Source organism: Pseudomonas yangonensis (genome assembly GCF_009932725.1).
Classification (GTDB): domain Bacteria; phylum Pseudomonadota; class Gammaproteobacteria; order Pseudomonadales; family Pseudomonadaceae; genus Aquipseudomonas; species Aquipseudomonas yangonensis.
The window spans coordinates 122,594-141,409 of the sequence record NZ_BLJU01000018.1 but is presented as its reverse complement, the minus strand read 5'-3'; the positions used below and the strand labels follow the sequence as shown (position 1 = coordinate 141,409).

17 protein-coding genes are annotated in these 18,816 nt (G+C 61.8%); 13 read left to right on the top strand and 4 right to left on the bottom strand.

Annotation, left to right across the window (positions count from 1 at the left end; all coding sequences use genetic code 11):
* The first annotated feature begins 139 nt into the window (after nucleotides 1-139).
* Nucleotides 140-412 carry a GNAT family N-acetyltransferase gene (locus GYB81_RS17985; protein ID WP_161867026.1) on the top strand — a complete coding sequence of 91 codons (273 nt, stop codon included), beginning with the start codon at nucleotides 140-142 and terminating at the stop codon, nucleotides 410-412.
* A 95-nt stretch (nucleotides 413-507) separates the two neighbouring features.
* Here the strand turns inward: GYB81_RS17985 and GYB81_RS17980 are convergent, their stop codons facing one another.
* On the bottom strand, nucleotides 508-1,584 hold the full coding sequence (locus GYB81_RS17980) for a 3-deoxy-7-phosphoheptulonate synthase (protein ID WP_041978939.1): 1,077 nt from the start codon (nucleotides 1,582-1,584) through the stop codon (nucleotides 508-510).
* A gap of 200 nt (nucleotides 1,585-1,784) precedes the next feature.
* Nucleotides 1,785-2,198, bottom strand: coding sequence for a PilZ domain-containing protein (locus GYB81_RS17975; protein WP_161867027.1), 414 nt, complete (start codon nucleotides 2,196-2,198; stop codon nucleotides 1,785-1,787).
* Between GYB81_RS17975 and GYB81_RS17970 the strand changes: the two genes are divergently transcribed.
* The 5 genes from GYB81_RS17970 to cysB all read left to right on the top strand — a co-directional run bounded on the left by GYB81_RS17970 (nucleotide 2,197) and on the right by cysB (nucleotide 6,148).
* Nucleotides 2,197-2,583, top strand: coding sequence for a YbbN family protein (locus tag GYB81_RS17970; protein WP_161867028.1), 387 nt, complete (start codon nucleotides 2,197-2,199; stop codon nucleotides 2,581-2,583). The two genes, GYB81_RS17975 and GYB81_RS17970, sit on opposite strands and share 2 nt — an antisense overlap.
* Entirely contained in the window at nucleotides 2,583-3,539 is a 957-nt protein-coding gene (locus GYB81_RS17965; RefSeq protein WP_161867029.1) for a putative 2-dehydropantoate 2-reductase, read from the top strand. Before GYB81_RS17970 ends, GYB81_RS17965 begins: the two co-directional genes overlap by 1 nt.
* A 2-nt stretch (nucleotides 3,540-3,541) precedes the next feature.
* On the top strand, nucleotides 3,542-4,447 hold the full coding sequence (locus GYB81_RS17960; RefSeq protein WP_161867030.1) for a 5'-nucleotidase: 906 nt from the start codon (nucleotides 3,542-3,544) through the stop codon (nucleotides 4,445-4,447).
* 121 nt (nucleotides 4,448-4,568) lie between these two features.
* A complete protein-coding gene (locus tag GYB81_RS17955; protein ID WP_161867031.1) occupies nucleotides 4,569-5,069 on the top strand; it encodes a universal stress protein in 501 nt (166 codons plus the stop codon).
* A 104-nt stretch (nucleotides 5,070-5,173) separates the two neighbouring features.
* Complete coding sequence (gene cysB, locus GYB81_RS17950) at nucleotides 5,174-6,148, top strand: HTH-type transcriptional regulator CysB (RefSeq protein WP_161867032.1); 975 nt, start codon at nucleotides 5,174-5,176, stop codon at nucleotides 6,146-6,148.
* A 61-nt stretch (nucleotides 6,149-6,209) separates the two neighbouring features.
* Here cysB and GYB81_RS17945 read toward each other — a convergent pair whose 3' ends face one another.
* On the bottom strand, nucleotides 6,210-6,830 hold the full coding sequence (locus tag GYB81_RS17945; RefSeq protein ID WP_161867033.1) for a phosphoadenosine phosphosulfate reductase domain-containing protein: 621 nt from the start codon (nucleotides 6,828-6,830) through the stop codon (nucleotides 6,210-6,212).
* A 175-nt stretch (nucleotides 6,831-7,005) separates the two neighbouring features.
* Between GYB81_RS17945 and thrH the strand changes: the two genes are divergently transcribed.
* Nucleotides 7,006-7,623: a bifunctional phosphoserine phosphatase/homoserine phosphotransferase ThrH gene (gene thrH / locus GYB81_RS17940; RefSeq protein WP_161867034.1), complete on the top strand. Its 618-nt coding sequence runs from the start codon at nucleotides 7,006-7,008 to the stop codon at nucleotides 7,621-7,623.
* Between the two features lie 67 nt (nucleotides 7,624-7,690).
* On the opposite strand, the gene pabB is transcribed toward thrH, so the two are convergent.
* Nucleotides 7,691-9,034 carry an aminodeoxychorismate synthase component I gene (gene pabB, locus GYB81_RS17935; RefSeq protein WP_161867035.1) on the bottom strand — a complete coding sequence of 448 codons (1,344 nt, stop codon included), beginning with the start codon at nucleotides 9,032-9,034 and terminating at the stop codon, nucleotides 7,691-7,693.
* A gap of 192 nt (nucleotides 9,035-9,226) precedes the next feature.
* On the opposite strand from pabB, the gene GYB81_RS17930 reads away from it, so the two are divergent.
* The 6 genes from GYB81_RS17930 (at nucleotide 9,227) to GYB81_RS17905 (ending at nucleotide 18,814) form a co-directional block, all read left to right on the top strand.
* Nucleotides 9,227-11,941: a winged helix-turn-helix domain-containing protein gene (locus tag GYB81_RS17930; protein ID WP_161867036.1), complete on the top strand. Its 2,715-nt coding sequence runs from the start codon at nucleotides 9,227-9,229 to the stop codon at nucleotides 11,939-11,941.
* Nucleotides 11,938-14,661 (top strand): helix-turn-helix transcriptional regulator, encoded by a 2,724-nt coding sequence (locus GYB81_RS17925; protein ID WP_161867037.1) that lies wholly within the window; start codon nucleotides 11,938-11,940, stop codon nucleotides 14,659-14,661. Before GYB81_RS17930 ends, GYB81_RS17925 begins: the two co-directional genes overlap by 4 nt.
* Nucleotides 14,662-14,897: 236 nt before the next feature.
* Complete coding sequence (locus GYB81_RS17920; RefSeq protein WP_161867038.1) at nucleotides 14,898-15,320, top strand: DUF6160 family protein; 423 nt, start codon at nucleotides 14,898-14,900, stop codon at nucleotides 15,318-15,320.
* A gap of 81 nt (nucleotides 15,321-15,401) precedes the next feature.
* The gene (locus GYB81_RS17915) at nucleotides 15,402-16,163 is read left to right on the top strand and encodes a C39 family peptidase (protein WP_161867039.1); all 762 of its coding nucleotides are present in this window, start codon (nucleotides 15,402-15,404) and stop codon (nucleotides 16,161-16,163) included.
* 38 nt (nucleotides 16,164-16,201) lie between these two features.
* Complete coding sequence (locus GYB81_RS17910; protein WP_161867040.1) at nucleotides 16,202-17,206, top strand: transporter; 1,005 nt, start codon at nucleotides 16,202-16,204, stop codon at nucleotides 17,204-17,206.
* A gap of 18 nt (nucleotides 17,207-17,224) precedes the next feature.
* Nucleotides 17,225-18,814 (top strand): outer membrane protein transport protein, encoded by a 1,590-nt coding sequence (locus GYB81_RS17905; protein ID WP_161867041.1) that lies wholly within the window; start codon nucleotides 17,225-17,227, stop codon nucleotides 18,812-18,814.
* Nucleotides 18,815-18,816 lie beyond the last annotated feature (2 nt).

The following is an 18,816-nucleotide window of genomic DNA, read 5'->3' as shown; positions in this document are numbered from 1 at the left end:
CATGGCTGGGCGGTTCTGCGCCTGATAAGCTTGGCCGATCTCACCTGCAGAAGCAGGATCAGGGTTTGCGCTTTTGCCAAAGCACCGGTATGAAGTAAAAGTAAATGCGCCGCTAACGGTTGCGGCTAGAGGAGAGAAGATGAGCGAGGGGTTGTCCATCCACCATGACCAGGCGAGTCACCAGTTCGTGACGACCGTCGATGGTGATCGCGCCTATCTGGCCTACATGGATCTGGGTAAGCAGACGCTGGACATCTACCGGACCTTCGTACCCAACGCCCTGCGTGGCCGCGGCATTGCCGCAGCGCTTACCGAACATGCCCTGCAATATGCCGAAGGACAGGGGTATACGGTGATTCCATCCTGCTCCTACGTCGAACGCTACATGGAGCGCCGTTCGCGCCATCAATAGGCGCAGCTCTCCAGGGCGGGTGAAACGATCCCGCCTGACGAAGGAATACGAAAACGCCGGGCATAGCCCGGCGTTTTCTTTTGGCTGCACAACCCTCAGCCGCGAGGGCGCTTGGGCAGTACATCCTTGAGCTTGGCATGCATGCTGCGCAGGCTCTTCTCGGTGGTGTCCCAGTCGATACAGGCGTCGGTGATGGATACACCGTACTTGAGGTCGCACAGGTTCTTCGGGATCGACTGATTGCCCCAGCCCAGATGACTCTCGACCATCAGGCCGACAATGGAATTGTTGCCTTCGAGGATCTGGTTGGCGACGTTCTCCAGTACCAGCGGCTGCAGGGCCGGGTCCTTGTTCGAGTTGGCGTGGCTGCAGTCGACCATGATGTTCGGCCGGATGCCGGCTTTGGTCAGTTCCTGCTCACAAATGGCGACGCTGACCGAGTCGTAGTTGGGCTTGCCGTTGCCACCGCGCAGCACCACGTGACCGTAGGCATTGCCCTTGGTGGTGACGATGGACACGCCGCCTTGCTGGTTGATGCCGAGGAAGCGGTGCGGGCTGGAAACCGATTGCAGTGCGTTGATCGCCACTGTCAGACCACCGTCGGTGCCGTTCTTGAAACCGACCGCCGAGGACAGGCCTGAAGCCATTTCGCGGTGGGTTTGGGATTCGGTGGTGCGGGCGCCGATGGCCGACCAGCTGATCAGGTCCTGCAGGTATTGCGGGGAGATCGGATCGAGCGCTTCGGTGGCGGTGGGCAGGCCCATTTCGGCCAGGTCGCGCAGCAGTTGACGGCCAATGTGCAGGCCGTCCTGAATCTTGAACGAGTCGTCCAGATACGGATCGTTGATCAGACCTTTCCAGCCGACCGTGGTGCGCGGCTTCTCGAAGTATACGCGCATGACCAGAAACAGGCTGTCGGACAGCTCGGCAGCCAGCACCTTGAGGCGCTCGGCGTACTCGTGAGCGGCCTTGATGTCGTGAATGGAGCAGGGGCCGACGACCACGAACAGGCGATGATCCTTGCCGTCGAGAATGTCGCGCACCACTTGACGACCATGGGCGACGGTCTTCAGTGCCGCATCGGTCAGGGGGATTTCGCGTTTGAGCTGATCGGGGGTGATCAGAGTTTCATTGGAAGCGACGTTGAGGTCGTCGATCGGTAAATCAGCCATGGTGCTATTCATCGGGTCAGGTCGTCAGGTCACGGGTGCCGGCCGCCAGCGATCCCCTATGGCGGTGCACAGCTAGTTGGTGCAGGGGGAGCCGAACCTTAGCGCGTAAGGGGCTGCACGACAATGGGCGTTAAGTTCAATGGCCTCATAGATTGGCAGTATGAGGGACTGATTGCCTTGCGGAGGGTGGCGAGGGCTCACTACGCGAGATAGGGAAACTCAGCGGCATGCTTGGCGATCCAGTCCTGGGCGCATTGCTCGATCGCCATGGGCTGACCTGATTCCTGTTCCAGCTGCTGGCGGTAGTGCTGGATCTGGCAGACCTGTTCGACCATGCGCGCGCGGAACAGAGTGTCCTCATCGATGAACGCGATGCCTACCAGGTAGTCGTTTTCCTGTCGTCGACACCAGGCCACGACCCCGGGATAGCGCGCCTGATCGCCGAGCAGCGGGATGCGCAGTTCGACCGAGGTACCGCGACGAAAGCCGCGTAACGAGTTGCATGCGACCCCGCCCAGGCTGATATTGTTCAGCCGTTGCCGGGGAATGCAGGCCTGTCTGCGCAACACCAGTTCCACCGGCATGTCGCTTGGATGACGCAGAAACTTACGCATGAATACCGACCTCGAGTGCAGGCAAACTGATATCACTGGATTCAGTATAGCGACGCAACTGGAATTGACCGATCTGGATGCTGACCGCCGCCTGCTCGACCTTCCCGGTACCTCGCTGCTGGTGTTCACTAGCACGGGCTGTGCCAGCTGTCGTTGGGCGCGCCAGGCGCTGCCAGGCATGGCGCTTCCGGTCGAGCGGCTGTGCTGGATCGATGCCGGGCGTAACGCCGGTTTGGTGGCGCGCTACGAGGTCTTTCATCTGCCTTCATTGTTTCTGGTTAAGGACGGTCATTTCTTTGGCGCGTTGCAAGCGCGCCTTGCCCATTCCGATCTGCTAACCGCCATGGGCGAGGCGTTGCTTCGCCCGGCTGAGGAGCTTCCCTGATGTCTCAATCCCCCGCGCCGCGCGTCGGCATCATCGGCACCGGTGCCATCGGCGGCTTTTACGGCATGCTGCTGGCGCGCGCCGGGCACGACGTGCACTTTCTGCTGCGTAGCGAATACGCTGCCGTCGTCGAGCGAGGCCTGCAGCTGAACAGCAGTGTGCACGGCGCCCTGCACCTGCCAGCGGTACAGGCCTATCGCAATATCGAGGACATGCCGCAATGCGACTGGCTGCTGGTGGGGGCCAAGACTACGGCCAACGCCGAGCTTGCGCCCCTGATCGCCAAGGCCGCGGCGCCAGGAGCCAAGGTGGTGCTGTTGCAGAACGGTCTGGCGGTGGAGGACGAGCTGCGCCCGCTGCTGAGCGACGATCTGCACCTGCTCGGTGGGCTCTGCTACATCTGCGTTCACCGCCGCGCTCCGGGGGTGATCGAGCATCAGGCGCTGGGGGCGATCAATCTGGCCTATCATTCTGGGCCGCTGGATGGCGACGAGTCGCGCCTGGCGCTGGTCGAGGAGGGCGCGGGTCTGCTGCGCAGCACCGGCCTGGATTCGGCAGCGATGCGTGACCTGGCACAGACGCGCTGGCAGAAACTGGTGTGGAACATCCCTTATAACGGCCTGTCGGTACTGCTCGATGCCGATACGCGGCGCATGATGGGAAATGCCGATAGCCGCGCGCTGATCGCCGACATGATGCAGGAAGTGGTACGGGCCGCTCAGGCGCTGGGGTATGCGATGCCTGAGAACTATGCGGACAAACTGCTCGCGGCGACGCAGCGCATGCCCGATTATCTGCCGAGCATGTACCACGACTTTGCCCAGCGCCGGCCGGCCGAGCTGCATGCCATCTATGAAGCACCTCTGGCGGTTGCGGATGCCGCGGGTTTCGATATGCCCAAGGTGCGCGCGCTGTATCAGGCGCTGCGTTTCATTCAGGCTCGCCGGGAGGCCTAATCATGGGCAAGGGGCTGGGGGACAAGCTGGTGCTGGCGATTTCTTCGCGGGCGCTGTTCGATCTGAGCGAGAGTCATCAGATCTACGAGAGCGAGGGTGTTGAAGCCTACCGTCGCTATCAGATCGAGCATGAAGATGAGGTACTGATGCCGGGTGACGCCTTCCCGCTGGTGGAGAAGCTGCTGGGGTTGAATACACGCCTCAGCGAACAGCGCGTCGAAGTCATTCTGGTGTCGCGCAACAGCGCCGATACCGGCCTGCGTGCGTTCAATTCGATCCAGCATTACGGCCTTGGCATTTCCCGCGCTGCCTTCGTCGGCGGCCGCAGCCCCGATCCTTATCTGGCGGCCTTCGGCTGCCATCTTTTTCTCTCTACCCATGCCGAGGATGTGCGCAATGCGCTGAAAGCCGGTTTCGGTGCGGCCACGCTCCTTTCCGGCGGCACCCGGCGGGCCAACAGCAATGAATTGCGTATTGCCTTCGATGGTGATGCCGTGCTGTTTTCCGATGACTCCGAGCGCGTCTATCAAAGCGGCGGTCTCAATGCCTTTCAGGATCACGAGCGCGAGTCCGCTCGGCAGGCTCTGCCAGGTGGGCCGTTCAAGCCATTTCTCGCCGCATTGCACGCGTTGCAGCAGGAGTTTCCCGAAGCCGAATGCCCGATTCGTACGGCGCTGGTCACCGCGCGCTCGGCCCCGGCGCACGAGCGCGTGATCCGCACGCTGCGCGAATGGAACATCCGCCTGGACGAATCCTTCTTTCTGGGTGGGCTGGACAAGTCCGCGGTGCTGGAGGCCTTCGCGGCCGACGTTTTCTTCGACGACCAGACCGGTCACTGCGAAAAAGCTCGTCAGGTAGTGGCGACCGGGCATGTCCCCCATGGCGTGAGCAACGAATTGTTGCCCTGATCCCGGCGGCAATCACGTGCGCGTATATAGCCATTCGTCCTAAATGACGTTGCGGTTCTTGCTTTGTCTGATGCGCTGCTAAGCTCAATCAGAGGCCTGCGCCAGCAGTCGAGGAGGCCGCGTGATCCGCTCGATACTTTATGCCACCGATCTGGGGCTTTATGCCTCCTACGTGCTGCAGCACGCCCTCGCTATGAGCCGCAGCTTCAAGGCTGATTTATACGTGGTTCACGCGGTGGAACCCATGGGCCTGTTCGCCGAGTCCGTGCTGCAGACCTACCTGGATGAAGACACTCTGGCGGAGCTGCGTCGCAATGGTTTGAACACCGTGATGGCCAGCATCGAGCAACGTGTACTTGAAGGCTTTCGTGACGAAGTTGGAGATGGTCAGCAGGATCTTCAGCTGATACGTGCCGTGCGGGTGCTGCAAGGCGATCCGCCAGCGGTGATTCTGGGGGAGGCGCAGAAACTTGGAGTGGATCTGCTGGTCGTAGGCAGTCACAGCCATGGTACGGACCTGACCATACCGCTGGGGCGTACGGCAGCGCGGATCGTGCAGTTGTCGGAGGTGCCGGTATATCTGGTGCCCATGCTGCAGCATCGTGGGCACGGGGATCTGTAAAGGGAGGTATTTAATAAAAAGTTCTAGGCTGTGCTACTAAACCAATAATATGGTTATATACGGCATTGGCGGCTACTGCTGCCTTACCGCTCTGAGGGAAACATATGAAGCTTCAGCAATTGCGCTACATCTGGGAAGTTGCGCACCACGACCTCAACGTATCGGCTACCGCTCAGAGCCTGTACACCTCTCAACCAGGGATCAGCAAGCAGATTCGCTTGCTCGAGGACGAGCTGGGCGTGGAAGTTTTCGCCCGCAGCGGCAAGCACCTGACCCGCGTGACCCCGGCCGGAGAGCGCATCATCACCACGGCCGGCGAAATTCTGCGCAAGGTCGAAAGCATCAAGCAGATCGCCCAGGAATTTTCCAACGAGAAGAAGGGCACGCTGTCCATCGCCACGACCCACACCCAGGCCCGGTATGCGCTACCACCGGTGATCAGCGCTTTCATCAAGCAATACCCGGACGTGTCGCTGCACATGCATCAGGGTACGCCGACGCAGATCGCCGAGATGGCCGCCGATGGCAGCGTCGACTTCGCCATCGCCACCGAAGGGCTGGAGCTGTTCAACGATCTGATCATGATGCCCTGCTACCGCTGGAACCGCTGTGTGGTGGTGCCGCAGGGGCATCCATTGACCAAGCTGCCGAAGCTGACCCTCGAAGCGCTGGCCGAGCATCCCATCGTCACCTACGTATTCGGCTTTACCGGGCGCTCGAAACTGGACGAGGCCTTCAGTCATCGCGGCCTGACGCCCAAGGTGGTGTTCACTGCCGCCGACGCCGACGTGATCAAGACCTACGTGCGCCTGAACCTGGGTGTCGGCATCGTGGCCAAGATGGCTGTCGACCCCAAGCTCGACCCGGACCTGGTGGTGCTCGACGCCGATGGGCTGTTCGAGCCCAGCGTGACCAAGATCGGCTTCCGTCGCGGTACTTTCCTGCGTGGCTTCATGTGCGACTTCATCGAGCGTTTCGCCCCGCACCTGACCCGCGACATGCTGGCCAAAGCCGTGCAGTGCCATAACAAGTCCGAGCTCGAAGAGCTGTTCGCGGACGTCGAATTGCCCATGCACTGAGGCAGAGGCTGAAACGAACATGGCGCCCAAGGGCGCCATGTTTCGTTCCAACCCGTGCCGATCAGTGGCTCAGGTGCAGACCGCACTCGCGATTGTCTTCACCCTTGGTCGGGTCGAAGTAATCGAACTCGTTCGGCAGGTCGTGGGCGACCAGATACTGGTAGAGATCCTTGGACGTCCAGTGCAGCAGCGGAGCGACCTTGATCAGGCCATCCGGGTTGATGCTGATCGGGTCCATCTGCGCGCGTACGGCCGTATCGGTGGCGCGCAGGGCGGTGAACCAGACACCCGGTGCCATCTCGCGCAGGGCGCGGGCAAAGGGCTCGAGCTTGACCTCTTCGGTGAAGGCGGCATGGCGCGGATCATCCAGGCCGGGCACCGGGCCGTCGATGGCTTCGCGATGCGCACGCGAGCGCTTGGGCAGGTAGGTGATCAGATTCAGGTTCAGCTTGCGCGTCACCTCGTCGGCGAAGCGGTAGGTGGCTTCGGTGTTGTAACCATTGTCCATCCAGACCACCGGGATATCCGGTTTGACCTGGCTGACCATGTGCAGGATCACCGCTTCGAACGGGCGGAAGTTGGTGGTGCAGATGGCGGTTTTGCCCAGTCCGATGGCCCACTGCACCAGCTTTTCTGGCTGGTTGCCGAGTTCGGCGTTGAGCGCGTCCAGGTCGAGTTCCATGTTGAGGACTCCAGATCGTGTGCGTGAGGGCGCGATGGTAACAAAGGCCGGTTATGCGGCTAAATAACTAAGGCGCTTGGTGTCCTTTGTTTCGGTTATAAGCATGCTGCATTGCGCGCACCAAGCCCAGCGGCTAGAGTGCCGGCTCCTTTTTGGCTCAACCAAGGAGCGGCCTGTGGAAATCGCGTGTCTCGACCTGGAAGGCGTACTGGTCCCGGAAATCTGGATCGCCTTCGCGGAAAAAACCGGCATCGAGTCGCTCAAGGCGACCACCCGCGACATCCCCGATTACGATGTGCTCATGCAGCAGCGCCTGCGCATCCTCGACGAGCATGGCCTCAAGCTCAGGGACATCCAGGACGTGATCGCCACGCTCAAACCGCTCGACGGCGCGGTGGAGTTCGTTGACTGGCTGCGTGAGCGCTTCCAGGTGGTGATCCTTTCCGACACCTTTTACGAGTTTTCCCAGCCGCTGATGCGTCAGCTCGGTTTCCCGACCCTGCTGTGCCACCGCCTGATCACCGACGAGAACGATCGCGTGGTCAGCTACCAGCTGCGCCAGAAGGACCCCAAGCGCCAGTCGGTCATCGCCTTCAAGAGCCTCTACTATCGGGTGATCGCAGCGGGCGACTCGTACAACGACACCACCATGCTCAGCGAAGCCCATGCCGGCATCCTGTTCCATGCGCCGGATAATGTGATCCGCGAGTTCCCGCAGTTTCCGGCGGTGCACACTTATGAGGACCTCAAGCAGGAATTCCTCAAGGCGTCGAACCGCAAGTTGAGTGTGTAAGACCGATGCATGAAAAACGCCGCGATTTCGCGGCGTTTTTCGTTTGGGGTGCTTATTCGGCTTCGGCCTACAGGCGCTCCAGCGTTTCCAGCAGCACCTTCACCTTGGTGATCGACTCCTGATACTCGGCCTGCCAGTCGGAGTCGGCGACGATGGCGCCACCGCCCCAGCAACTGACCTGGCCATTCTTGACCAAGAGACTGCGGATGGCGATGGAGCTGTCCATCTCACCGCGCACGTCGAGATACAGCAAGGAGCCGCAGTAGAGTCCGCGCCGGGTCGGTTCCAGCTCGTCGATGATCTGCATGGCGCGGATCTTCGGTGCGCCGGTGATGGAGCCACCGGGGAAACTACCGGCGATCAGGTCCAGCGCATCCTTGTTGGGCGCCAGCTCGGCGGTCACGCAACTGACCAAATGGTGCACATTCGGATAGCTTTCCAGGACGAACAGCTCCGGTACCTTGACCGAGCCGGTGCGGCAGCTGCGGCCGAGATCGTTGCGCAGCAGGTCGACGATCATCAGATTCTCGGCGCGATCCTTGCGACTGGCCAGCAGGTCTTGTGCCTGCGCCTGGTCGTCCTCGGCATTATCGCCGCGGCGCCGGGTACCCTTGATCGGGCGTGTTTCCACCTGACCTGCACTGACCTTGAGAAAACGCTCGGGCGACAGGCTGAGAATAGCGTCAGCGCCGCCCAGGCTCTGAAACCCCGAGAACGGAGTAGGGCAGGCCTGGCGCAGCGCCAGGTATGCAGTCCAGGGATCGCCCGCACAGGGGGCCTGAAAACGCTGGGCGAAATTCACCTGATAACAGTCGCCCGCCAGGATGTACTCCTGAACGCGTCCGATAGCCTGGCGATAGCGGGACTGGTCGATATCGGCCTTGAACGGCTGGCTCAGTCGGAAGGGCGCAAGGTCCTCGTTGCAGGGGGCTTCGAACAACGCCTGCAGACGCAGGCGCTCTGTTTCCGGCAGCTTCGGATGAAACAGCAGCGCACTGGTACCGCGCTGGTGATCGCTGATCAGCGCCCAGGCGTACAGGCCGAACCGCGCATCTTCCAGACCAAGGTCGTCGGCGCTCTGTTCGGGCAGCGCTTCCAGGCGACGGCCGAAGTCGTAGGCCAGGTAACCGATCAGGCCGCCGACAAATGGCAATGGCTGCTGCGCTGGCGCCTCCGCATGGCCAAGGCTCTGCAGCGCGTCGCGCAGGCGCTGCAGGAAATCGTTGGCCGATTCGTCGGCCACTGGCGCCAGTTCTGCCAATGGCCAGGCGCTCATAAGGTCATAGCGTCCACGCTCGGCATTCGGGCGCCCGGCATCCAGCAATACGGCACCTGGGGCCTGGCGAATGCGCTGAAAGTAGTCGCTGGGGTCTGTCCGGTAGGGAAGCGGGTGTAGAGAGCAGCTGGGCATGCACGGTAGCCGGAAGAGATGAAAGGGCGATTGTAGTCCGCCGCTAACATTCATCCTAGAGCTTGCGCCGGGTTTACTCGGCCGCGTCCGCCTGATTAGTATGGCGCGGTGCCAGGATGTTGAATGTAGAGCTGTTCCCGCTAAAACGGGAGCGGCCAATACCAGAACAATAATTTATAAGGGATCCAGGCCATGGATGTTGTGACAGGTCCAGCCGCTGGAAGCCTGCTGCGTTCGAAATTGTCGCCGCCCCAGGCATCTGCGGACTATTTGGCAAGACCCCAGGTCGAAGCCGCGCTTTCGGCCTATCCCCATGCCCGCCTCGTGCTGTTTTGCGCGCCAGCCGGCTTCGGCAAGACCACCGCTTTGGCGATGCTTGCCGAGCAGCGTCGCCAGGCGGGCAGCACGGTTGCGTGGCTTTCGCTCGGTTCCGATGACGATGAGCCGGTCCGTTTCTTCCAGCAGCTGATCGAAGCATTGGGTCAGGCACTGCCCGGCCTTGGGAGCGATGCGCTGGGTTATCTGCGCAATACCATGCTCGTACCGGTCGAGGCGATGATGGAAAGCCTGCTGGCGGACCTGTCGCAACGGTCCGAGCCCTTGCTGCTGGTACTCGATGATCTGCACCTGATCCAGGATGGCGAGCTGCTCGCGGCGCTCAGCCGCCTGGTCAAGCTGGCACCACCCAATTTCACCCTGGCGATCGGTAGCCGCTCGCAACCTGCCTTGGGCTTGGCTACGTTACGAGCCAAGGGGCTGCTGCTGGAACTCGGCAGCGATGAACTCAGGCTCAATCCGCAAGAGACGCGCAGTTATCTGGAACGCAGCGGTCTGCAGCTTAACCCCGAGGCATTCGGTGCCCTCTACAGCCATACCGAGGGTTGGCTGGTCGGAGTGCACCTGGCCAGTTTATGGCTGCGCAATCATCCCCAACCGACGGAGCGCATGGCCGAACTGGGCGCCGACAAGCATGCGGTGGGTGATTACCTGCTGCGCTCGGTGTTCGAGCAGTTGCCGGCCGAGCGCCAGGAGCAGTTGCTGGCGCTGGGTGTGGCGCAGCAGCTCAGTGGCGATCTGGCCAACGCGCTGACCGGGCGCCAGGATGGCCAGCAGCTGCTGGAAGAGTTGGAGGCGATGCAGTTGTTTCTCCTGCCGATGGACCGCGAGCGGCAGTGGTATCGCTTTCATAACCTGTTCGCCGAGTTTCTCCGTGGCCGTCTCAAGGAACGCGACCCGGAGCGCTTCAAGCAGCTGCACTTCAACGCCAGCCTGTGGTTCACCAATCACCACATGCAGAACCTGGCCATCGAGCACGCCTGCCTCGCCGAAGACACCGAGATGCTCGCCGCGCTGATCGACGGCTGCGGTCTTGAGCTGATCAACCGCGGGCAGCTCAACCTGATCTACAAGTGGCGCCAGCACGTGCCGGACGAGATCGCTGGCCGCTTCCCGGTGCTGGTGCTCGCCGACGTCTGGACCCGGGCAACGGAAATGGGGCTGAGCGAAGCCAACCGCATGCTCGACGAGCTGCTGCAGCGCTGGAGCGAGTCGCGTAGCGGTGGTCCGTTGAGTGACAAGGTTCTGGCGACCCTGGCGATCAAGGCGGTAATCGCCTTGCAGAAGGACGACCTGGATAGCTGCGTCAACCTCGCCCGGCGTATCGAGGTGCAGCTCGGGCAGCACACCGCGTTTCTCGAGGTCGCGATCCTTGCCGTTGGCGCTCTGGCCAACGTCATGCTGGGCCAGGGTGAGCAGGCGCGCAAGCTGCTGGCGCTGGCGCAGCAGCGCAATCACTTTCTTGAAGGCCGCTATCTGGACATGCAGTTGGCCAACGTCGAGGTGCTCCTGTGTCTGGAGCAGGGGCGGATAAAACAGGCGCAACTGTTGTTCGAACAACTGCGCGCGCGGACGATGCCCTGGTTTGGCGAAGAGTCCCGCGCGCTGGTCTTGCCGGCCATCACCGACTCGCTGATCGCCTATCACCAGGGGCGCATCGATGGCCTGCAGGACCGTCTGCGCTGGGCCCTGGCCAAGGTCGATGTGATCAACCCGATCGATCTCTACGCTCAGGCAATGCTCTGTCTGGCACGAGTTCAACGTCTGCAGGGCGCCCCGAAAGAGGCGCTCGCGACTCTGGTACTGATGCAGAACCTGGCGGCGCGCACCCATTCCTGGCGCTTTTATGTGCAGGCGGTAGGTGAAGAGATCACGCTGATGCTTCAGGAACCGGTAGCCGACCGCAGCAAGCGCGCGGAGCAGCGCCTGAAGTCGGTGGACTGGGCCAAGCTGGCTGGCCATTACAAGCAGCGCAGCTTCAATCCGGTGTCGTGGGTGCTTGGCCTGACCCGCATTCGCCTGCAACAGACGCGAGGGCATTACAGCGAAGCACTGCACGAGATCACCCAACTGCGCGGCCAGTTGCAGAACGGTTGGCACGGGCTGCATCGCCTGCGCCTGGATCTGCTCGCGGCGCTTAGCTACCAGCGCCTGGGCTACCAGGAACGGGCGCAGAGTCTGCTGGTGCAGTGCCTGATCGATGCTGAGCGGGAGGAGGCGCGCAGCCTGTTCATCGAGGAGGGCGAGGCCATCCGTCAGTTACTGCTCCAACTGGAATCCGCCGAGCGTCAGCCGGCATTGCAGGCCTTCATCCGCAGCCTGCTGAGTGCCTGGTCCGGGCAGGATTCTCGGCAGCCGCAGGACACGCTGGAGGAGGGGCTGACCGAGCGCGAGCGCGAGGTGGTCTGTCTGGCTGCCAAGGGCATGTCCAACGAGGAGATCGGCCAGCAGCTGGCGCTGGCACTGGGGACCGTCAAATGGCACCTGCACAACATCTACGAAAAGCTCAAGGTGCGTAATCGCACTCAAGCCATCCGCCGTGCCCGCGAGCTGAGCCTACTCGAATCATGAACAGTCAGAATCCATCCAGCCAAGCCGCCGCGCCGCTGTTGCGCACCAAGTTGTATCCCGCCCATGCCGAGGGCGCTCCCTTACTGCAACGTTCGGCTTTGCTCAAGCGTTTGCTGGAGGCCCGCGAGCAGCGCCTGATCGTGCTCAGTGCTCCTGCAGGCTTTGGCAAGAGCACCGTCCTCAGCCAGTTGCGCAGTCGTCTGCAGGGGCAGGGGGCGCGTGTCGCCTGGTTGTCCTGCGATGAGGGCGACGGCGAGCCGGCGCGTCTTCTGCAATATCTGGTGGCGGCAATAGGTGCGGTCTGCCCCGGCTTCGGCGCCAGCACCACGGCCCTGCTGCAAGGCGAGGTCAGCTGGCCGCTGGAGACCGTCATAGACGCGTTTCTCGACGACCTCAAAGGCCTGTCTGAAGACCTCTATCTGATGCTCGACGACTTCCACCGTATCCGCCACCCCTCTCTGGGCCAGTGTTCGCGTTATCTGGTTGAACGCCTGCCCAGCCAGGTAAGGCTGGTGGTCAGCACGCGTTATCAGCCGCGCTTTCTCGACGAGCTGCCTGCTCTGGGCGCCTGGGCTTTCTGGCTCAAGGCCGAAGACCTGCGTCTGACCCGTGCCGAGACTGCCGCCTATTTGCGCGATATCAAGGGGCTCGCTCTGGAGGAAGGCGAGCTCGACCAGCTGTATGCACGCACTGAGGGCTGGATCACTGCCTTGCATCTGGCTGCGCTGGCCTTGCCGCGTCAGCACAATCGCGCGGCTTTTCTTGCAGGCTTGTCAGGCGCCGAGCGCAACATCGCCGATTACCTGGCCGAAGACGTGGTGGCCAGCCTGCCCGAAGCCGTGCAGCTGTTTCTCGACCAGACCTCGGTGCTCGATGAATTCAATGCTGAACTGTGCAACGCCCTGACTGGACGCCAGGACGGGCACGAGATGCTGCGGCGCCTGAAGGGCGAGCAACTGTTCGTGATTCCGCTGGACGAGCAGGGCGAATGGTTCCGCTATCACCATCTGTTCGCCGAGTTTCTTCAGGGGCGCCTGGCCAGACGTGGCGACAGCGCTCATTTGTTGCATGCCGCCGCGCGTTGGTGTGAAGGCCACGATCTGGCGGACAAGTCGATCAAATATGCCTTGCGTGCACGCGATTACGCGTTCGCCGCCGAGCTGCTGGAGCGCCAGGGCGCCAGGCTGATCGCCGGCAACCGGGTCTACGGCATTCTCGCCATTCTCAAGGACATCCCGCCGCTGGTGATCACCGAGCAGCCGGTGTTCCAGATCTTCTATGCCTGGCAACTGGCCTTCGAGCAGAAGTTCGCCGAGTCCGAAGCCTTGATCGAGGAAGTCAGCACCCGCCTGACCCAGGGGCGCGGCAAGGGCATGCATTTCGGCCTGATCGAACTGCTGGCGGCCGCCCAGGTGCTCAAGGCGCTGGTACTGCTCTATCAGGACAAGCTCGAGGCCTGTCTCAAGGTCGCCGGTCACTGGCTGGCCCTGGTGCCACAGAACCAGCCGGTGTTCCGCGCCAGCCTGGCCTGCGTTCAGGCCGCAGCGTTCGCCCTGCTCGGCGAGTTCGGCGAGGCGGCCAAGGCGATAGCCGTGGCGCGGGAGAACCTGCGCCAGTGCGAGAGCGAATACCTGCACGTGATGGCCAGCCTTATCGAGGCGTTGATCTGCAAGGAATACGGCGAGCTGGAGCGCGGCCGCGCACTGGCCGAGTCGGCGCGGGCACGCGTCGAGCAGGTGTTCGGACGGCGTAGCCGGGTCGGCGGCCCGCTGGGCCTGGCCTATGCCGATTTACTGTACGAGCAGGATCGACATGGCGCCATCCTTGCCGAGCTGCCGCTGGCCACCACCTGGCGCGATGTTGCCACGCCGGTGGAGTTGATCAGCCGCGGCAGGCTGGTCATGGCGCGCGCGCGTTTCTTCGCTGGTGCCGCAGAGCAGGGCCTGGAGGAACTCGATGAGTGGCTGGCGGGTTTGCAGGGGCCCGGCTACGAGCGGGTGTTCGCCATCGCTATGGGCTGCAAGGTGCAGTTCCTGCTGTGGCTGCGCAGGCCCAACGAGGCACAACGCATCTATCTGCAGCTGGAACGCCATCTCGCAGCCCTGCCTGTCGAGCGTTATGGCGATGCCCATACGGCGCTGGCATTGAGTGAGGCGCGTCTGGCGCTGAGCGAGCGCAGGCTGGAAAAAGCCCAGGCCAGCCTGGAGGCATGCCTGGCCAAGCAGGGCGCGGAGCACCAGCGTGACCGGCGCCTGCGCCTGAGCCTGTTACTTTCTGTGGCGTACTGGCGCAAAGGTAACAGCGAAAAAGCCTTCGCACTGTTGCATGCGACGTTGGAGGAGGCCTGGCAATGCGGTTACCGCCGTCTGTTCCAGGACGACGCGCTATGGTTGCTGCCGCTGTGGGATGCCTGGAAAAGCGCCGAGCCGAAACGCGCCGCAGCCTGGCAAGGTGTTGCCGAAACACTGCGCGAACAATGCCGACGGCTGTCCATCGATCCAGAAAGTTTCGATGAAAATCAAGATGTTAGCTCTCGGGAGCGGGAGATTTTGCGACTCGTGGCGGCCGGACTTTCGAACCGTGATATCGCCCAGGCAGTGCATCTGTCCGAGGCCACCATCAAATGGCATCTGCACAATCTGTTTTCCAAGCTGGGTGTGCGCAGTCGTACCCAGGCGGTACTCAAGGGCAAGAGCCTGGGACTGTTGAGCGAGGCATAAAGAAGTAGAACGGCAAGTCAGCAGTTCGCTCCATCCCTTGGATGGGCTGGCAGTTCAATGGTGGGTTAGTAGCTTGTAGCCATAGCGAAGCGCGCTGCGTTTCGCGAAACCAAACCTGGCGTACCTAAGGAAGCCGCGGCAGGTCTGGTGATCGGCATGGGCCGATCAGGCTGCTCGTGACAGGACGTCACCGGCAGAGCCGGGGAACCCCCATTTGAACTGTGGAGATAACAACAATGATGACCCTGAAGAAATTCGCTCTTGCCGCCGCCGTCATGGCAGTCCCGTTCATGGCCCAGGCCGATCTGAAGGCCCTGGATGATTCCGATCTGGCCAGCGTCACCGGTCAGGCTGGTATCAGCATCGCCGGTAACTTCGATGCCACCATCGGTTCCATCGTCTACACCGACACCGAGAGCGGCATCAGCGATGGCAGCAACACTCTGAGCCTGAACACCGTCAGCCTGTCGGGCTTCAATATCGATGAAACCAATCCGCTGACCATCGACGTCAAGGACAACAAACTGGAAATCGGCCTGCCGGGCATCAACGGTGGTGTTTCAGTCGACTCGGTGAAAATCGGCAACAACAGCATTGGTGGCGTGGCCATCAACGGTCTGGACATGGCCGGCTCCACCGTCAAGGTCTGGGGCCACTGATCCCCGCCTGATCCGTTCCACAGGAGCTCTGTCGCGCGCGGCCGGGCTCCTGCCTCGTTGTATGCAGTTGCGGATTGACCAATGATCGAAATTCTCGTGGGCAGCCTGATCGGTTTGTACGGGTTTACCGAAGCTGTCGACATCAAGCCTCAGCCCACCGGCACCGTGAACATCACCCAGCCGCTGGTGCCCAACGGCCCGCTGCGTGAGTCGGTGGTGCTCGAGCCGATGAGTCAGTTGCAGTTTCGCAACGTCATTCGCCAGGCCTACGACTACAGCTGCGGCTCTGCGGCGTTGACCACGCTGCTCGACTATTACCTCGGGCGCAACCTGGAAGAGCGCCAGGTGATGGAAGGGCTGCTGCGTTTCGGCGAGGCCGAGAAGATCGTCGAGCGTCGTGGTTTTTCCCTGCTCGACATGAAGCGCTTCGTCACAGCTCTGGGCTACAAGAGCGGCGGCTTCCGCGCTGGTTTCGATGACCTGGCGCAGCTCGAACACCCGGCAATCGTGCCCATCGAGTACGCCGGCTTCAAACATTTCGTGGTGGTGCGCGACGTCTACAACGAACACGTATTCGTCGCCGACCCGGCACTGGGCAACATCAGCTTCACCCGTGTGCGCTTCGAAGAAATCTGGGATCAGAACGTGCTGTTCGTGATCTTCCCCAGTGGCAACGAACCGCCCAATGCCATGGCATTGACCGATCGCGACTTGCGCATCATCGACGACCGCACCATCAGCATGTTGGCTTTCCGCGAATTTCCGCAGATGGCCAAGTTCACCACGAATCAGGCCGACCAACTGGGGTCGGGGGGCGACATCCAATACATTCGCCGCAAGTGATTTGCCCGGCATAACAATAACGATCTGGGGATAGCGTCATGGGAGTTTGGGGGTATGCATGGCTGGCCATGCTGACGCTGGTGGCGGCGCAGCCGTTGATGGCCGAAGAGGCTACGGTCGACGATGCGCGCGATGCGCTGAGCAAGAAGGAGGACGACGCCGACAGTGCCAAGGCGCTTGAGGAGGTTTTCCAGGCAGCCGAGAAGAGCTACACCTTGCTCAAGAAGGGCGAGCGTACCCTGACCTACGGCTTCGACTACTCACTGCTGCGCGACACGCAGATCCAGACCGTGCGTACCGGGCAGAACGTGTACAGCGTGATCGGTCAGAGCGAGGCGCAACACACCTTCACCAATTCCTTCACCTTCGATTACGGGGTGTGGGACAACCTTACCTTCAGCATGCGTGTGCCGTTTCTGGCCAAGTACGACACCGAGCGCGACCTCAGTACCTACAGCCTTGGCGATATCTCCGCCAGTTTGCGCTGGCAGCCGTGGTCGTCGGCACGCGGTCGGCCGGTTACTACGCTGTTCGCCACCCTGGGCTTGCCGACCGGGGACAGCCCCTATGACGTCAGCCTGGACAATGGCCTGGCCTCGGGCAACGGTTACTACAGCCTGGGCGTCGGCGCCAACCTGTCCTACGTGATCGACCCCGTGGTGCTGTTCGGCTCGCTTGGTTACACCTACAACCTGCCCATCCGCGATGCCGATCAGGTCCGCGGCGGGCGCTTGCTGGAAGAAGTTGACCCAGGCTCGAGCCTGTCGCTGAGCATGGGCTTTGCCTATGCATTGTCCTATGACGTGTCCCTGGCCACCTCATTCCAGATGGCCCACAACCTGGCGCCGAAATTCAAGTTCAGCGATGCCACCTTCGAGGGTAACGAGCAGACCAGTGCGGTGATGAACTTCTCCCTGGGCCTGCGCACCGCACCCAATACCATCGTCAACGTCAATGCCGGGTTCGGCATGACCGAAGATTCGCCCGATGTCCTGCTCGGGATCTCCATGCCCCTCGATATCAAGGGCCTCAAGGCCGAGTAAGCAGCGAGCGAACCTGATATGACTCATCTTGCCAAGCTGCAGGCTCTGCTGCTGGTGGGGCTCGGCGCGGCCTGCGTCCTGCCCGTCCATGCGCAACTGGCCAACAACCTGACCATTGGCAACCCCAAGGCCATGGCCATGGGCAACGCCGTCACCGCCGATTTCACCGGCATCGATGCCGTGCACTACAACCCGGCGGCGCTGAGCAAACTCAAGGGGCGGCAGACCACGGTCAAGCTGCTCAGCGGCGTGATGGACATCCGCGCCAAGTTCGACGCCAAGCAGGACTACGGCTTCATGGGGTTCGACGACGACCCCTTCAAGAACTCCAGCAGCCGCACCCTGACGCCGACCATGTACCTGCCGGGTGTCGGCGGCATGACTGAATTGCCGGTTCTGGTAGCGCCGCTGGCGGGCCTGTCGATCAACCCGCCAGGCTCGAAATTCACCTTCGCTACCAACGTATACGCGCCCATGGCGCTGGGCTATTCGCGCGATTCCGACGACGACCCAGGGCGTTTTCAGGGGCGCCAGGTATCGCTGCAGCGCATCACCTATTTCTCACCGTCGCTGGCCTATCAGGTCAATGACGAGCTGTCGGTAGGCTTGTCCATCGGGTTTTCCCATCAGGCGGTGGCGCTCAACCAGGACTTTCGTAACCCCGGCATGCTCACTGGTTTGACCCGTATTCTCAACGAGGCACTTTGCCTGCCGGGGCTGGAAGAGATCACGGGGCCGTTCATCAATGTCTGCAGCGGCAAGATCGGCCCGTTCGACTCGCTGGCCAACCTCGACCTGGATCTGCAGCAGAGCCTGTCGCCGACCTACAACCTGGGCATTCTCTGGGAACCGACCGACTGGTTCGCCTGGGGTGCGACCTACCAGAGCGAGGCGCGCATGAATCTCAAGGGCAAGTACCGCGTCGACTATACCGAGGACTGGGCGGGCTTCTGGTCCGGCCTGCAAGGCTCGCTGTTCGGTCAGATTCTCAGCCCGATCTTTCCCTATGGCGCAGACGAGGAAAGCGGCAACGCCTCGCTCAAACTGACCTATCCGGATGCTTTCAGTACCGGCATCAAGGTTCGTCCCTTCGATAAATGGCAGTTCAATCTGGATCTGCGCTGGGTCGGCTACAGCGACTGGAACAACTTCGAGATCGAGTTCGATCGCGAACTCGACCTGCTGCGTATCGCCAAGACCTTCGGCGGCGGCAACGCCACCGATCGCAGCATCATTCTCGACCGTGGGTATCGTGATACCTGGAGCTGGGGTGTGGGCGTGCAATACGACGTCAATGATCGCCTGGCCCTGCGTGCCGGCTACGAGTACCGCCCCTCGGCCATTCCCAAGGACAAGGCCGACGTGCTCGCACCAGTGGGCGATGCCGATCTCTATGGTCTCGGCCTGGGTTATCGCTGGGACAAGGACACCACCATCGATGTCGGCTTCAACTACTTCGTTTCCAAGCAGAGCATTCCCGCCGGCAGCAGCTGCAACGTCAGTTGCGAAGGGCTGGATAACCTGGTCTACAACCCCTACGCCGGGCTCAATATCGAAACCACGGTCAAGGCCTATATCTTCGCCATGACCTACACCTCGAGGTTCTGAGG

What these genes read in the sequence shown, in the direction of transcription:
- GYB81_RS17910 (WP_161867040.1), top strand. Translation starts at nt 16,202, where the DNA reads ATGGGAGTTTGGGGGTATGCATGGCTGGCCATGCTGACGCTGGTGGCG.
- GYB81_RS17925 (WP_161867037.1), top strand. Translation starts at nt 11,938, where the DNA reads ATGAACAGTCAGAATCCATCCAGCCAAGCCGCCGCGCCGCTGTTGCGC.
- pabB (WP_161867035.1), bottom strand. Translation starts at nt 9,034, where the DNA reads ATGCCCAGCTGCTCTCTACACCCGCTTCCCTACCGGACAGACCCCAGC.
- GYB81_RS17965 (WP_161867029.1), top strand. Translation starts at nt 2,583, where the DNA reads ATGTCTCAATCCCCCGCGCCGCGCGTCGGCATCATCGGCACCGGTGCC.
- GYB81_RS17945 (WP_161867033.1), bottom strand. Translation starts at nt 6,830, where the DNA reads ATGGAACTCGACCTGGACGCGCTCAACGCCGAACTCGGCAACCAGCCA.
- cysB (WP_161867032.1), top strand. Translation starts at nt 5,174, where the DNA reads ATGAAGCTTCAGCAATTGCGCTACATCTGGGAAGTTGCGCACCACGAC.
- GYB81_RS17920 (WP_161867038.1), top strand. Translation starts at nt 14,898, where the DNA reads ATGATGACCCTGAAGAAATTCGCTCTTGCCGCCGCCGTCATGGCAGTC.
- GYB81_RS17980 (WP_041978939.1), bottom strand. Translation starts at nt 1,584, where the DNA reads ATGGCTGATTTACCGATCGACGACCTCAACGTCGCTTCCAATGAAACT.
- GYB81_RS17970 (WP_161867028.1), top strand. Translation starts at nt 2,197, where the DNA reads ATGAATACCGACCTCGAGTGCAGGCAAACTGATATCACTGGATTCAGT.
- GYB81_RS17960 (WP_161867030.1), top strand. Translation starts at nt 3,542, where the DNA reads ATGGGCAAGGGGCTGGGGGACAAGCTGGTGCTGGCGATTTCTTCGCGG.
- GYB81_RS17975 (WP_161867027.1), bottom strand. Translation starts at nt 2,198, where the DNA reads ATGCGTAAGTTTCTGCGTCATCCAAGCGACATGCCGGTGGAACTGGTG.
- GYB81_RS17905 (WP_161867041.1), top strand. Translation starts at nt 17,225, where the DNA reads ATGACTCATCTTGCCAAGCTGCAGGCTCTGCTGCTGGTGGGGCTCGGC.
- GYB81_RS17985 (WP_161867026.1), top strand. Translation starts at nt 140, where the DNA reads ATGAGCGAGGGGTTGTCCATCCACCATGACCAGGCGAGTCACCAGTTC.
- GYB81_RS17915 (WP_161867039.1), top strand. Translation starts at nt 15,402, where the DNA reads ATGATCGAAATTCTCGTGGGCAGCCTGATCGGTTTGTACGGGTTTACC.
- GYB81_RS17930 (WP_161867036.1), top strand. Translation starts at nt 9,227, where the DNA reads ATGGATGTTGTGACAGGTCCAGCCGCTGGAAGCCTGCTGCGTTCGAAA.